This window comes from Binatus soli (SeqCode) (genome assembly GCF_050015535.1).
GTDB classification, from domain to species: domain Bacteria; phylum Desulfobacterota; class Binatia; order Binatales; family Binataceae; genus Binatus; species Binatus soli.
In genome coordinates this window covers 101,615-116,789 of record NZ_JBEKBF010000003.1, presented here as the reverse complement: position 1 = coordinate 116,789, position 15,175 = coordinate 101,615, and the positions used below count along the sequence as shown (strand labels likewise).

At 62.6% G+C, this 15,175-nt stretch carries 11 protein-coding genes; 7 read left to right on the top strand and 4 right to left on the bottom strand.

All coding sequences use genetic code 11. The features are described 5' to 3' along the window. Positions 1 to 110: 110 nt before the first annotated feature. From ABR989_RS03175 to ABR989_RS03165, 3 genes are all read left to right on the top strand, one after another. A complete protein-coding gene (locus ABR989_RS03175; protein WP_428125680.1) occupies positions 111 to 1,085 on the top strand; it encodes an energy transducer TonB in 975 nt (324 codons plus the stop codon). A 108-nt stretch (positions 1,086 to 1,193) separates the two neighbouring features. After that, on the top strand, positions 1,194 to 1,715 hold the full coding sequence (locus tag ABR989_RS03170; RefSeq protein ID WP_428125679.1) for a hypothetical protein: 522 nt from the start codon (positions 1,194 to 1,196) through the stop codon (positions 1,713 to 1,715). A 159-nt stretch (positions 1,716 to 1,874) separates the two neighbouring features. Next, the gene (locus ABR989_RS03165; RefSeq protein ID WP_428125677.1) at positions 1,875 to 2,315 is read left to right on the top strand and encodes a GatB/YqeY domain-containing protein; all 441 of its coding nucleotides are present in this window, start codon (positions 1,875 to 1,877) and stop codon (positions 2,313 to 2,315) included. Between the two features lie 84 nt (positions 2,316 to 2,399). Here the strand turns inward: ABR989_RS03165 and ABR989_RS03160 are convergent, their stop codons facing one another. After that, positions 2,400 to 4,394, bottom strand: coding sequence for an ABC-F family ATP-binding cassette domain-containing protein (locus ABR989_RS03160; protein WP_428125676.1), 1,995 nt, complete (start codon positions 4,392 to 4,394; stop codon positions 2,400 to 2,402). 112 nt (positions 4,395 to 4,506) lie between these two features. Here ABR989_RS03160 and ABR989_RS03155 point away from each other — a divergent pair, with 112 nt between their 5' ends. Continuing rightward, on the top strand, positions 4,507 to 8,379 hold the full coding sequence (locus tag ABR989_RS03155; RefSeq protein WP_428125675.1) for a PIN domain-containing protein: 3,873 nt from the start codon (positions 4,507 to 4,509) through the stop codon (positions 8,377 to 8,379). A 127-nt stretch (positions 8,380 to 8,506) separates the two neighbouring features. After that, entirely contained in the window at positions 8,507 to 8,848 is a 342-nt protein-coding gene (locus ABR989_RS03150) for a hypothetical protein (RefSeq protein ID WP_428125674.1), read from the top strand. 9 nt (positions 8,849 to 8,857) lie between these two features. Here ABR989_RS03150 and ABR989_RS03145 read toward each other — a convergent pair whose 3' ends face one another. Next, a complete protein-coding gene (locus tag ABR989_RS03145; protein WP_428125673.1) occupies positions 8,858 to 9,727 on the bottom strand; it encodes an alpha/beta fold hydrolase in 870 nt (289 codons plus the stop codon). Between the two features lie 114 nt (positions 9,728 to 9,841). Here ABR989_RS03145 and ABR989_RS03140 point away from each other — a divergent pair, with 114 nt between their 5' ends. Then, positions 9,842 to 10,243, top strand: coding sequence for a PKD domain-containing protein (locus ABR989_RS03140; RefSeq protein ID WP_428125671.1), 402 nt, complete (start codon positions 9,842 to 9,844; stop codon positions 10,241 to 10,243). 22 nt (positions 10,244 to 10,265) lie between these two features. On the opposite strand, the gene ABR989_RS03135 is transcribed toward ABR989_RS03140, so the two are convergent. After that, the gene (locus ABR989_RS03135) at positions 10,266 to 10,952 is read right to left on the bottom strand and encodes a carbonic anhydrase (RefSeq protein WP_428125670.1); all 687 of its coding nucleotides are present in this window, start codon (positions 10,950 to 10,952) and stop codon (positions 10,266 to 10,268) included. A gap of 2,073 nt (positions 10,953 to 13,025) precedes the next feature. Further along, the gene (locus ABR989_RS03130) at positions 13,026 to 14,171 is read right to left on the bottom strand and encodes a hypothetical protein (protein ID WP_428125668.1); all 1,146 of its coding nucleotides are present in this window, start codon (positions 14,169 to 14,171) and stop codon (positions 13,026 to 13,028) included. Positions 14,172 to 14,574: 403 nt separating this feature from the next. Here ABR989_RS03130 and ABR989_RS03125 point away from each other — a divergent pair, with 403 nt between their 5' ends. Then, entirely contained in the window at positions 14,575 to 15,114 is a 540-nt protein-coding gene (locus ABR989_RS03125; protein ID WP_428125667.1) for a tetratricopeptide repeat protein, read from the top strand. Positions 15,115 to 15,175: the final 61 nt, after the last annotated feature.

Sequence of the window (15,175 nt, the reverse complement as noted above, 5' to 3'; positions counted from 1 at the left end):
TCAGGAGTCTTTTCAGTGACTACTGCCGGCGGCGTACTGCCGCGTAGTCGTTTGTCGCTCCTGGCCACTTCCATCTTCCATCCGCGAAGCCTCGGCCGGGCAACGAAACGATGTTCGACGGACAGCATAAAGAGGAAGTTTCTGTGCCGCGGATTTGCTTCGCGCCACGGCGAAGAAAACCCAACGCGGCCGGCGTGGGCGCGATTCCTGAATTTTTCCACGATCCGCCCGGGCCGCGCCCGAGTCGTCATGTGGCATCGTTTGCAGCTTCGATAGCGGCTCACGCGGCGATTGTCGGATTGATCGTGTGTTTTGCGTCGCCGATGGCCAGCGGCCCTGGCGATTTCGTTCTCGCCTATCTCGTCGAGGGGACAGACGGCGCGTCGGGACGCGGCGGCGCGAGCGCTGGAGCGTCCGGGGCCTCGTCGATTCGTGAGGACGGCGGGCCGCTCGCGATTGCTAAATCTGTTTCTGTTGATCAGCGAAAGCGAAAGCTGGCGGATGCGACGATACACGCTGCTCGGAAGCCGCGTCGCCGAATCGAAGAACCGGATTCCGAAGTCGCCAGTCTGACGCGGGCCCGCTTGGTCGCGCCCGCGCGACCGGTCGATCCAGAGCATGACGACCGTCCGCGCAATCGTGATGGTTCATCGGGTGACGCGGCTGGTCTCCATTCGGCGGCCGTTTCTGGCGCCGCCGCTGTCGGCGCCACCGCGGGATCAAGCGATGGGGCGGTGGCAGGCGTCGGCAACTCCGACGGCGGCGGCAACGGCGACGGTGGCGATCCGAATTCGATCGCCCACGCCGACTACGCGAGAAATCCTTCCCCCGCTTACCCTGCCATCGCGCGGCGACGCGCGCAGCAGGGCACCGTGACGGTCAGCGTGCTGGTCGGCGCTGACGGTTCCGTAGAGCGCGCCGAAGTTGCGGATTCGTCGGGGTTCGACACGCTCGACGACGCTGCGCTGGAAACAGTTCGGTCGCGATGGCGCTTTGTGCCGGCCCGCTACGGCGGACTTGCCGTCGAAAGCTGGGTCCTGGTGCCGATACGCTTTGCTTTGGTCGAGGCAAACGCTACCCACTGAGATTCCCGCCGTCGACTTGCGGGTCTGCAATCGCCATGCGCTCGTCGTCGCACTCGTGCTTATCCGGAGAAGCCGTGATATAAGCCCAATCCGAGGAGGGTAGGAAAGATGGCTGCGAAACCGTGTACTACTCTGGTGGTGGCGGGGCTGATTGTCGCGGCGATTCTTGCGCCCAACAGCGCACGCGCGATCGAGGTCAAGAAGGATCTTTACAAGAACAGCGGCGCTGCCGGTTCGAGTGCTGCTGGTCCGAGTGCTGCCGGCACCGGCAAGGGGAATCCCATTCCCAAGGCGCAGCAACAGGCGCTGAGCGACACCATCGCAAGCGAATCCGATACCTATCTGAGTGACGAGAGCGAGAAGAAGGCGTCGGGCAAGCTCTACGTCGATCTCGAGCACGCAAAGTTCACGTATCTGCCCACGATGAAGGAAGGAAAGTGGACCGTGCTCGCGAAGCTGCAGGCGTCCGAGTACACGCCGTCCAAGACCGGCGAGGGCAAAGGCAGGCCGACCGGCAAGCAAAAGGTATTGGTATTCAACTACCGTCTCGACGGCAGCAAATGGACCGAAGTCGAAGCTCCGAAATGGCAAGATGTCGAGACCAAGGGCGCGGCGGCCGCGCACAAGTAGCTATTGGGGCGAAGTAGCTAATCCGAGATGCTATTGCTATTTGCGCGAATAGGAATCGTGCCCACGCTGTCACTGATTGCGCGAACAGGAATCGCGCTCACGCTGGCCGCGTTGGGTTTTCTTGGCCCTGACGCGAAGTAGGTCCGCGTCACTGAAAAAATGAAGAGCAAGATTCAGGACGATCTCAAGGCCGCGATGAAGAGCGGCGACAAGCTGCGCATGATGGCGCTGCGCGGCGTGTTGTCCGAGATTTCGCGTCTCGAAAAAGACGTTCGCCGCGACCCCAACGACGCCGAGATCCTGCAAATAATCAAGCGCGAGCGGGCCAAGCGCGAAGAATCGCTGGAATTTGCGCGCAAAGCGGCCCGCCAGGACCTGATCGAACAGAACGAGACCGAGGCCAAAGTCCTCGAGTCATACTTGCCCGCCGCGGCCTCGCCCGATGAAGTGCGCGCGGAAATTGCGGCTGCAATTGCGGCGGGCGCAGCGCAGATAGGCCCGATCATGAAGGCGCTGCGCGACAAGTTCGGCGCCGGCCTTGACGGCAAAACCGCCAGCGAACTCGCCAAGGAAGCGCTCGCGAAGAAGTCTTCTCAGTGACGCGGCCCGTCGCTTTGCCAGTGCAGGCATCGCGGGTGACGCTCAAACCCTTTTCCCGGTGGCGCCTGCCCGGGCGCGGCGCAGTCACGCGGACGCAGCTTCGTCGAACTTGACCAGGTCCGCGTACAGCTTTTCGATCTCGCGGCCCAATCGTTCGTAGCGTGCGATCAGATCGTCGGCGTCTTTTCGCGCGAGATAAAAGTTGGGATCGTCCATCTCGGTGGAGAGCGCCGCGCGTTCGGTTTCCCTCTGTTCGATCCCGGATTCGATCTGACTCCGCTGGCGCGCGATTCGTTCCCGCCGGCGAACCGCGTCGCGATCGTCTTTGGCCGGATGCCCGCCGTTCGCCGGCTGTGCAACTTTGCGCGGTTCCGATTTTTTCGGACGCGACGCATTCCCGTTGTTGCCGCGCGTATCGCGCAATTGCACCGGCCCGGACCGCATCGGCTGCGACGATGGCGGTGGCGCGGCGTCGGTCTGCGCCTTCTTCTCGAGGTATTGATCGTAGTTGCCGAGGTAGCGAAGCGCATGGCCCTGGCCGACTTCGAGCACCTCGGTCACGAGCTCATTGAGAATGAAACGATCGTGGCTGACTATTATAACGGTGCCCGGAAATCGCCTGAGCGCGTCGAGCAGCGTGTCCTTCGCGACGATGTCGAGGTTGTTGGTCGGCTCGTCGAGCAACAGGCAATTGTTCGGCCGCGCCAACACCTTCGCCAGAGCCAGGCGTGCGCGCTCGCCGCCCGACAGCACTTCGACGCGCTTGTACACGTCGTCGCCCGAGAACAGCAGCGCGCCGAGAATCGAACGAATCTCAGCCATCGTCCGGCCGTGCGCGCTGTCGCTCAGTTCTTCGAGCACGGTCTTTTCATATGAGAGCGACTCGGCGAGATTCTGCGCGAAGTAGCCGGTCCGCACGCTGGCGCCGACGATTCGCTCGCCGCCGGTCATCGCTTCGACGCCCGCCAGCAGCTTCATCATGGTGGATTTTCCCGATCCGTTCGGACCGACCAGCGCGATTCGCGCGCCGCGCTCGATTGTCAGATCGACGCCGTCGTAAACCGTCAGCGCGCCGTAGCGTTTGACCGCGCCCTTGAGTTCGAAAACCCGCCGCGTACTCCGTTCGCATTTCGGAAACGAAATCGCCGGCGGCTTCTGCGATCCTTCCGGCGGCTCGAGGCGTTCGAGCTTGTCGAGTTGCTTGATGCGGCTTTGTACCAGACGCGCTTTGCTCGCCTGGTAGCGGAACCGGCTGATGAAACTCTCCATGTGCTCGATTTCGAGGCGCTGTTTCTCGAACGCCGCCATCTCGAGCGCGAAGCGTTCCTCGCGCGCGACGAGATACCGCGAGTAGCCGCCGACGTATTCGGTGAGCCGCCCGCGCGATACTTCGACGGTGCGCGTGGTGACGCGGTCCAGAAAATAGCGATCGTGCGAGACCAGGATGATCCCGCCCTGGTACGCGCACAGATAATCCTCGAGCCAGTTGCGCGCCTCGATATCCAGGTGATTGGTCGGCTCGTCGAGCATCATGAACTCGGGCGCGTCGAGCAGGAGTTTCGCCAGCGCAATTCGCATCCGGATTCCGCCCGAAAATTCGGCGACGTCGCGGCCGAGGTCTTCATCGGTGAAGCCCAGCCCGAACAGCACCGACGTGGCGCGGCTTTCGGCGCTGTAAAACTCGTGCCGTTCGAGCTCGGTCAGCACCTCGCCCAATTCCTCCAGCGCGGCGTCGTGCGCCGGCCCGGAATGTTCGTGGGCGAGAATCTGCTCGACTTCCTTGCGCCGCAGGTCGAGCGCCTGCATCCTGTCGAGCGCCGCCAGCGTCTCGCGCAGCACGGACCTGCCGCCCATCTCCGGAGCGTCCTGCGCCAGGTATCCGACGCGGGTGCGTTGGGGACGGGTGATTCGGCCCGAATCCAGCGGGATCACTTCCGCGATCATCTTGAGCAGCGTCGATTTGCCAGCGCCGTTAAGCCCGACCAGGCCCACCCGCCCGTCGTCGGCCATCGACCAGCTCACCCCGTCGAGGATCTTGCGGCCCCCGTAGGACTTGGAAAGGTTGTCGAGACTAAGCATGGTAAAAAACGCATCTTATCAGCAGCGTTGGCGTGCCGAAAGCGACTTTCGCCCGCCACGACGTTTGCGGGGCTTCCTACGCAGACGACATTGTGTTAGGGAATGTTACACTATGGCAAATTTCACCCCAGAATATCCGCTGCCCAGGAGCGCAGACGAGTTCGAAAGACTCTGTCTCAAGCTCCTGCGGCGTCATTGGCAACTTCCTCAGCTCGAGCGCTTCCGCGACCCGAAACGCGCCGAGAAAGGGATCAACCTTATCGAGATCAGTGGACGCCCGCGACTCGCCGCCGTCAAGTGCGACCTCAGCGCTTCGCGAAACGACCTGACGCTCGCCGAGATCAAGGACGCTGTGGACCGGGCCGCGAGCCTGAAGCTCCCAATCGGGCGCTTCGTGATCGCTACCACGGCCGCCAAGCCCGAAGGCTTGCAGCGTTCGTTGTTTGATCTCAACCGCGCGAGCCGCAAAGACGGCATCTTGGCGATCGAGGTCCTGACCTGGGACGACATCGAGGAACTGCTCGACGAATATCCCCAGATCCTCACCGATTTTGGGACCGCCGCCAAGCGCCAAGCCCTGACCCGGGCCGATGCGGTGGTTCATCTCCAGGCCCGATGCGAGCCCGCAGTGGCGGGACCTTCCGATGCGCTGGGAGAAGAGATCTCCGCCGCCGCAGCGCTTCTCGAGAGCCGCCAATATCAGCTGGCCCGGCTCGCCCTGCTCAGACTGCGCGAGCAGAAGTGGAGCCAGCTGTCGAACACTCACAAGTTCCGCGTGCTCTCGTATCTTGGCGCCGCGTGGCTGAAGGAAGGCGAGCCGCGCAAATCGGCGATGCTTTTCATCGCGGCGAAATCGTTGCAGCCCGACGAGGAGAACGCCTGCACCAACGAGGCGCTCGCCCACGAACTGCTCGGTGAGCGCGAGCGCGCGTTCGCGCTGGCCGACAAGCTGCGCATGCAGTTTCCCTCCAGCGGCCGCGCGGTTGCGCTGTGGCTGAACAACGCGCCCAAGTCGCTCGATGCCAGGGCGCTGGAAGAAAACGTCGCGCCCGAACTCGCATCCGACCCGGAAGTCGCGATCGTGATGGCGCGCCGCGCGCTCCTGGACGCGCACTTCGATCGCGCCGAGCGTTATGCGCGCCTCGCCAGCACCGCGTTGCCGAATAATTCGATCCCGTGGCTGGTCCTGGGACAGGCGATTCTACTCAATGAACTGGAAGCCGGCGGGGCCGGCGCGACCGAGGCGCCAACGCAAAACGACGGGAGCCGCGTCCGCGAAGCCGAGAGCTGCTTCACTCAGGCGCTCGCGCTGGCGCAGACCGAACACCTGGCGTCCAACGAAGTGCAGGCGCTGATGGGACGCGCGCAGGCACGAATCGCGCTGCGCGACACCGACGGCGCCGGCAAGGATATCGAACAGGCGCATGGCTTGCAGCGCGAGGATGCCAACGGCCTGTGCGAGTACGGGATTGTCCTGCGATCGCGCGGCAGCCTGACCGAGGCTGTCGAGGTGCTGCGCCGCGCCGCCTCCGTGGGCGGTCGCGACGACATCGACTACCATCTCGCGGTCACGCTCCGCGAGCGCGACGAACCCGGCGATTTGCAGGAGGCTACCGAGCTGCTGATGCGCTCGATCCCGCGGCCGGAGGCGATTCCTGCGGGTGATCTTCCTTTCGCGGTCGCATCCGCGGTCGAAGCGCTTGCCATGCTCGAGCGTTATCACGACGCCGACGCGCTGTTGGCGTCGATTTCCGAGGCGCGCCTGCCCAAGGTCACGATGCAGACGTTGCGCGCCAATCTCCGTTTGGCCCAGGGCAAGTTCGATCAGGCCTCCAGGTTTGCCGACGAGGCTTTGTCCGAGCTTGCGCCCGACACCGCCGCCGACAATCGGCGCAAGCTTGCCGCGTTGCTCCATGATTTAGGGCGCTATCGCGACGCGCTTCCGCTGTGGCAGACGCTCGCGCCCGCAGGCAGCGCCGGCGTTGACACGCGTCGGCTGCTGGATTGCGCAAGCCGGCTCGGCCGCGAAGACATCGTGAACGAGATCTCGCGCCAGTTGCATCCCGAACAAGCTGTCGACGCCGGCACAACCGCCAATCAACTCGATAAACTCGAACGCAACGATCCCGAAGCTGCGTTGGCCGGACTCGAGGAACTGCTGCGCGAACATCCCGACGACCGGGTGCTCCGACTGCGGCGCTCGATCGTCGCGGCTCGTCTGGGCAAGGCCGATCTGGTCGTTGCCGATCCCAATGCGATGCCCTCGGCGCGGGAAATCCCGCCTGCGCTCGGCCGCGCGGCCGTGCAATTCATGCGCGACGGTGGCCGCGCCAACGAGGCTCTTGCCTACGCTTACGAATTGCTGCGCCACCAGGGTGGCAGCGTCGATTCGCATCGCGCATACCTGGCCGCGCTCGGATCGGTTGGCGCGATGCCGCACGTGCCCGACTTCGATATCGCCGGGCCCGGCGCCGCGCTCAGTTTTGTCGAGGAGAATTCCAACACCGAGCGCTGGATCCTGCTCGAGGACACCAACGACGCTGACGAGGCGCTCGATGAGTACGGCCCGCAACATCCGATGACGCGCGCCGTCAAGGGCAAGAAGGCCGGCGAGAGGTTCCAGCTGCCCGAAGGCCGCTTCAGCCGCCGCCAAGCGACCATCAAGCAGATGATCAGCAAGTACGCCTACCGATACATGGATTGTCTCGTCAACTGGCAGGCGCGCTTTCCGGGCCAGGCCGAAATCGAAATGAGCTACGTGCGCGCCGACGCGATTCCGTGGAGCGAAATGAATGACAACTTCGACTCCATGTTCGAAGCCGGCAAGGGCAACGGTATCGCCAATGGCAACGGGATTGGGAAGGGAAATGCCGCCGCCAACGGCAAGCGCGAGGACGTCATCAAACAGGCCGAACTCACCTACGCCACCAAGCCCGTCCCGATCCATGCGGTCGCGGAACGAATCAACCTGAACGATCTGCAGACCGTGTTCATCCTGGCGCAGCGCCCCGAGGCGCCGCTGAAGTGCTGCATCGGCTCGCCCGAGGAACTCGAGGCCGCTCTGGGTGCCTTCGAGCGCGCCAATGCCGTGGTGCTCGATCTAACCGCGATCGCGACGCTGTGCATGCTCGGACGGCTCAGCCTGCTGCCGAGCTGGCCGCGCCAGTTCGTCATTTCGCAGTCCACCCTCGCCGAACTCCGGCGCCTCGCGTTCGAGGATACCCTCCTGCGCCTGCCGCCCGGATTTTCCGCGTCACTCACCAGCAACGGCAACGACGGCAAGCGCGCCGACGTTCAGTTGAAGGGGCTCGCCGATGCGTTGCAGTCGGTGTGCCGCGTGCGCGACGGTGCGGTGCTTGCTTCGATCGATCATGACCGCCGTGAGCGGCTGATCAATTTCTTCGGCCGCCATGGCGCCGAGAGCATCGTGATCGCCTCGATGCCCGGGCACGTACTGTGGACCGACGACCTGATCCTTGCCGATCTCGCCAAGACTGAGTTCGGGGTGCGCCGCGTCTGGACGGAGGCGGCGTTGAAGGCGCGTGCGCAGGCGGGCAATCTCGACCCCGCCGAGCTGGCTACGGCTAGCACCAAGCTGGCGGGATGGGGCTACTCGTTCACCGCCCCCGGTATCGAGACGCTGATGCGCGCGGGTTCGGTCGCGGTATGGAATCCCGATCAGTTCCCGCTCAAGCAGGCGCTCGATCAGTTTGCCGACGATTCGATGAGCATGTCGGATGCGGTGCGGCTGGCGGCCGAGTTGATCGTCAGGTTGTACAACGACCAATACCTGCGCGGGCAGCGCCGGACCGTGACCTCGCGGCTGCTCGACCGGCTTGCGCTGCGCCCCGGCGGCCGCGATGCCGTCGAGACGCTGCCGCGTTCGTTGCCGATTCGCTTCGGGCTTGACCTGATTCGAGCGCGCGAACTGAACGACGTCGTGCGGGGATGGACGGCGCAAAGCGAGATGCAGCCGAGCGCTTGATAGCTGTTCACTGGTCACCGCGGGCCGTTGTGGCCGGACGCCGATAGATCGTGATGCGTCGTGTCAGCCTTCGCGATCGAGTAGAATCCTGCCCGGGCTAATCAGCGGGGCACAGGAGGAGCGCACGATGGCGGCAATCGCCGAGGGGGACCGGATCGTCCTCATCGATCGCAGGCTGTTCAAGGACGACAACACCCGGATTTTCGTGGGCATCGTCGAGCAAACCGAGGGCGCCCTGGTTCGCGCCCGCGGCTTCACATTTCACGTCAGCGCCTACGAGGTCGGCGGACAGGAACGCCGCGGTGAAGAGCGCGTGCGCGTGTTCTCGATGGGTTCCGGGGACATCGTGTACCAGCTTCCCAGGGAGCAGGACATCTCGCGCCTGATGCTCAAGCGCTCGCCCAAGTCGATGACGCTCAGCGACGGGGAATACGCGATGGACCTGAGCGACTTTCTGCTCCGCGTGTGACGCCGCCGACTATAGCTTCTCCACGAATTCGATAATCGCTGCCGCGGTATCGCCAGGATTGTCCAGCGGCACGTGATGAAACGCGCGTGGAATTTCCTTCAGCACCGATCCGCGAATCTTCCGATGCATCCGCGCAACGTTCGACGGGCTCACCAGACCGCTCTGATCGCCTCGCAGCAGCAGCGTCGGCATCGCGATCTTCTTGAGCTTCGGCCTGGTCATCCTGACCCCATGCTTGCGCCAAGCCCGCGTTTCCGGATCGAAGCGAAACGCCCATGCGCCACTGGGCAGCTGCTCGGCGCCGAGCAACGCGAGCCGCTCGATTTCCAGCCGCGTCAGATTCGTCTTGGGCGGTTGCAGGCGAAACTTCCTGATGATGTCGCCGGCCGAGCGGAGCTCGGGGCGAACGCCGCCGTGCGATCGTCGGCGCCATCGCCACATCAGGCGGCGAAACAGCGGCGGCCCTCCGTGCGGCGCATCGACGATGACCAGTGCGTCGAGCAACTCCGGATACGTGACTGCGACCCACTGCGCGACCGCCCCGCCCATCGAATGTCCAACCAGCACCACGCGCGTGCCGAGGCTGTCGATTAGGCCGCGGACGTCTTTCAGATACGCCGGTGGTCCGTAGTCCCCCGAACTCGCCCACTGGCTGCGCCCGTGACCGCGAAAATCAAGCGCGAGCACGCGCCCGTATGGCGTCAGCATCGGAGCGACGCCGTCCCACCAATGCGCATGCGCAGCGCCGCCGTGCAGCAAAACGAAAGTGCGTTTGTCGGGATCGCCGCCCCAATCCAGATAATGAAGCTTGAGTCCTTCAACCTCGACGTATCGGTGGGTCGGCTCCGTTAGCACGGTAGCCGCTTGCTCTTGTGCCATAGCCGTGAATTCTATTCGACGCCAAATCGCGAGCATAGATTTTCATGCGCCCGATTGCGCCGTGTTCGTTGTTCGCTTGCTGAAAGCGCGCCATCCTCTCAGAATCACGATGCAGTGAGACTGATTCGTAACCATTTGATCGCGGCATTCGCCGTTTCCCTGCTGGTTCTCGCCGGATTCAGTACTTCCGCGTCGGCGCAGAGCGAGGGCCCGACTGCGACGCCCACGCCCATGATGCTGCCTGCGATTCCGCAGATTCAGCTTTTACCGGTGCCCGGATATGGGCCGGCGCCGCTGACCGTCGGCTTCATGGTGTCGAGCATCGACCCGGAAACCGTGCTCCAAACCTTCACCTGGAATTTCGGCGATGGACAGGTCTCGATGCTGCCGCCGACCGCGCTGTTCCACACCTACACCACGCCCGGCAGCTACGTGGTCACTGTTACTGCGACCACGGCAGACGGCCATCAGGCGTCATCGCTCGCAGGCGTAGTCGTGACGCAGCCCGCGCATTAACCGCACCGCGACGCCGCGCACGCTAGTCCTTCAGCATCTCGATCGTGCCCGTATCGAGATCGTAAATGCCGCCGACAATCTTCAGCTCGCCCGATTTGACCATCGCCGATAGCTCTTGCGAAGCGGCAAGATTTTTCACCACCAGCTTGACGTTCTCGCGCACCGCATTTTCGACCGGATCGCCCGGCATGCCCTGGGTTGCGCGCACTGCCGGGTACAAGTCCAGGAGCATCGGGCCGACGTCTTTGTTGACTTCCTCATAACCCTCGACTGCGGCGATCACCGCGCCGCATCGGCGATGCCCCAGTATCATCAGCAGACGCACGCCGAGATGCTTGACCGAGTAGTCGAGGCTTTCGATTACCACCTGGTCCGCGACGTTGCCCGCCACCCGCACGGTGAATATATCGCCCAGTCCGCGGTCGAAAATAATCTCGGGCGATGTCCGCGAATCCGAGCATGCCAGCACCGCGGCAAACGGATGCTGTCCCTTGGCCACTTCGGCGCGCCGCGCCGGCGTCTGATTGGGATGCTCCAGCTTGCCGGCAACGTAACGCTGATTGCCCTCGAGCAGGAGCTGGAGGGCTTGCTCAGCACTGATCGTAGGCTCGTGAGCCGCGCCTATCGCCGTGCGCGTCGCAGTGATCGACATTGCGGCGATCGCCAGCAGCATCAATATTCTTGCCAGGACTTTTCTGTCTCGAATCATCGTCGCTTCTCCCTATCTGTTTTACGGCTCGGACACCTCGCACTTCGCCATTGACACGGTGCCACTATTCGCCAGTTGTGGTCCGGGGCGTCTAGCGGCGTCGGCTCGCATCGGATCGTATCGGAAAATACGGAGGTTCCCCAAATCGGGGATCCCTCGCCTCGTATCGGATTTGCTCGCCTCCGACACAAAAAGACACTTTTTCGGAGGATCCGCCCGCCTGCTATCCCAGGTTGGATATTAGCTCGTTTGACGATTTGTGCATTGACAATTCATGCACCGACAGGCTAAACCCTCCTTGGCAATCGGCGGCTCGTAGTGAAGGCACCGTCCTAACCGTAGCCAAACGGGAGGGACTGTTTGATGAGCCGTATCGTGATTGCCATTTGCTCCGTCTTTCTCGCCGCTCCGGATTCTTCTGCCTATGTCAAGATAATTCGGTCGGCTACCACCTCACAAAAGTTGAACCGCGCGCGTTTGTTCGTCCACACGGCGATGGCGCGATTAGCCTCGACTTCTGAGCAAGGTTACAGCCGCAGCTCGATTCCGGCAGCTGTTAGCGCCCTCCAACGTTGGTCCGGTCTTGCAATTTTCGGCGCGGTTATGGCGCTAGGTTTCTGCTTCGCCATCGCCGCCCCTGCACAAGCCCAGCTACCGCTGGCGCTGACTCCATCGGCGACTCCGACGCCCACGAAGCTGCTGGCATGTGAAAACAATAAGACTCACGCAATCACGTTCCCCGATGTGGGGAAGTCTTGCACATCGAAGGAAACCGCAATCGTGCTCGATGTCCCCGGACCGCAGGGACCGGCTGGATCGCCCGGAGCAACGGGATCACCCGGACCGACCGGCCCAGCAGGACCGACAGGCGCAACCGGAGCTACTGGCCCAACTGGACCGACAGGCCTGACGGGTGCGACTGGTGCGGCAGGACCGGCAGGACCCGCCGGATCGCCCGGACCCGCTGGATCGCCCGGACCGGCTGGATCGCCCGGACCGGCTGGATCGCCCGGACCGGCCGGATCGCCCGGACCCGCCGGATCGCCCGGAGCCACTGGATCTCCCGGAGCGACCGGACCAAAGGGTGCAACCGGCCCAGCGGGACCGACCGGTCCGCCGGGAGCGACCGGATCGATCTCATCGTCGTACCTCGTTTCGGCGGGTCCCACAGAGGTATGCGGTGGCGGTGGTGGCGGCGGTAGCTTTAGCGGCACGGGCGGTGGTGGCGGCACGAAGGGACAGGGTGGCGAAGGGACTAAGAAGGGTGGCGGTGGTGGCGGCACGGTCGCGCCAGCGGGGGCGCTGGAGATCAAAAAGGGTAGCGGTGGTGGCGGCGGTAGCGGCACGGGGGGGGGATGCGAACCCAACGCAGTCACTGTTGAAGAGGATTGCGATCCAGGAGACTCGATACTGAGCGGCGGATATTCAATTTCAAACCCATCACAGGGAATCATCCAGATGGGTACTTATCCCAACGCGGCTCTGAACGGTTGGGACGTCCATGTAAGACTTTCTTGCGACGTCTGCGTGGAGGTTTCGGTCTATGCGGTCTGCACACCCGGTGACGCGAGCTCCAATAGTAAAGTGCGCGCCGCCGTCATCAAACAATCTGCCGCTGTAACAGTTCCTCACCAGAAAAGTGGTTTACTGTCATCACCGAAGAAGAAGTAGCGACACGGAAAGGAAAGCCTGAGCGAAGAAGACTCTTTTTGGCATAGTAGTTGCGCGAATAGATCTCCATCGGGACCCGAGTCCCCTTCAACGCGCGACATCTCGCCCTGACCGACGCGCCCTCGTGCTTCCTGATCTTCGTGCGCACCGTCTGCGACAGCTGGAAACCCACGCCCAGCGTGGACTTGCGCGCTCTAGCCACTATTCGCCAGTTGTGGTCGGGGGCTTCTAACGGCATCGGCTCGCATCGGTTCGGATAGGAAAATGCGGGGGTTTTCCAAAACGGGCAGCCCTCGCCTCGTATCGGATTTGCTCGCCTCCGACACAAAAAGACACTTTTTCTGGACGCTTTTTTCGCGGTGCGCGCGTTGCCGCCGCCACTTACGCATTCATGTCGTGGCATTAGTGCTTGGACTGCGGTCGTTCGCTCAATTTGGGTAGGTAATTTGAATCCAGTACTATGCGGGGGCCCGGACCGTGATTTCCTCCGTAAGTAGCCGTCAATTTGGCAACCTCCGCCACCTTCGAATCCGCGTCGTTGCCCAGCGTCTTCAGATCCTGCTCGGCTTCCTGGCTTCCGAGGTACGAAAAAATGGCAGCGGCGAGTATGCGCTTAGCTGGATCTTCGCTTTCTGAATCCTTGATCGCAGCGCTCATCGTTGAGTCTGAATTGATGCCAAGAAATGCCTCAGTCTTTGCCGCTTCAATTCTCGTACAGGCATAGTCCCGCTGAGCCAGATTAAGAGCCGCCCAACCAGGTATTGGAGCAGCTTTAGGTGTTGGAGCAGGAGCGGTAATTTTTGACAGAGACAGTTGTGGAGCGGGCGCTAAGGCTTCCCCACCAGCGCTGGTAGACGTCTCAGCTTGCGCCGCAATCCTGGCACTACCAACCATTGGCACAGGATTAGCCGTCCGAGCGGATGCCGCCCGCAATTCCGAAGAATCTGCAGCTAGTCGCGCCTCCACAGACTTGAGGTAGTTCCGGTAATAGTCTTTGTACTGATCACTTACCTCCGAATAACCGTTGCCCATCCAGGTGAAAATCAGCGGCCATTTCGCTTCGCACCCGACTCCGTAACCGGGGGCCCGTACCCAGTTAATGTAGCCTGTCAGATCGTCCCAGAGGACCAACTCGTGTCTGCCGTCATGATTGATATCGAGCACACTGTTCGCAAGATCGTGTCCAACTGCACCTTTCGCCCTGTAAAGTTCGAACCCTGTCGGCGTCCTGTCGAGAATGTCGAGTTCAAGGCATCCGAACCTCCCCGTCGAAACCGACACAATCAAGGAAAGATTCCCGGAGTTGCGCAGATCCGCAAAACGAAACTCACACACGTCAACCGGCGGATTCTCTTCGCTCTCGCCAATAGCACGCCCAGTGAAATCCTCTACAGCGTCCAGCGAAGGCGGATTCAAGGCGAGGCTGTGAGCGGCGTTCACGGACCAATCGGCTGACACAAGGGCGGGTTGCGCCGCCCACAGAGATGGCGACGGCGCGAACACGCAGCACAGAGCGAGGAACGCCGTTGCTAACGCGATCTTGCACATAGTTACTTCGCCCGATTAGTCGCAAGCGCTCACGATATGTACGCAGGCTGGTACGCCCCGGTTGCGCCGTCAAGTGGGCCGATTCGATATCGGCGATGGTCCCTGCGATCCTGCCGAGGTTCAATATATCAGTGAATGTTTCCCCGAACCTGCTTCAACGCGCGACATCTCGCCGTAACCCATGCATTGCGCGTCGAATCTTTGCCCGGCACCATATAGCCGAACTGGTTACCTCGAAATCGTCGCGCATCTGTGCGGATAATTCGGCGCTTGTGTCTGCGAAGTGTCGCGCTCAAACTGGCCTGAAAATGACCCGGTTGAAGCGCAAGCTGCCGCCGTGCGGTCTCGGACGCCTCGCACTTCGGCATTGACACGGTGCCACTATTCGCCAGTATTGGTGGCGATGCGACACAAATCCAGCACCAACGTAATCTTCATACCCGTGGCAAACCTGGCAACGCGAATCCTGTTTGCGCTCGCGCTCGGCGTCTTCGCTCTCGTCGGTGCTGGATGCATGGGCGATCAGATCGACGCCACCAAGCGGTTGGTTCAACAGCAACAGGAGCAGATCGAGCAGCAGCAACAAGAGCTCGAAGCCCTCAAGGTGAATCAGAATCCAGGCTACACACCCGGCGTTGCGGCGTCCTCTCCGGGCGGCTGCGACAAAGGCGTGGAGAAAGTTGCCCGCCAGCGCGGCGGCGACCGATTTGCCGCCGGCGACTTCTCCAAGGCGCTCGGATACTACCAGGATGCGCTCTCGGCCTGCCCCACTGACGCCCGGGCCGAGGTCAACGTGGCGCGCACCTACGAGGCGCTCGGCAATAAAGTCGCCGCCATCAATCACTACAGAAAGGCGGCCGACAGCCCCGGCCCCACCGTCAGCGACGCCTCGGAAGAGGCCAGGGCTGCGCTCGAACGCATGCAAGCCTCGCGGCTGCCCTGATAGGCGCGGCAGGCGCCGGCGCCGTTTCGCGTGCGGCCAAGCCGTTGCGTCTGAGGTTGGT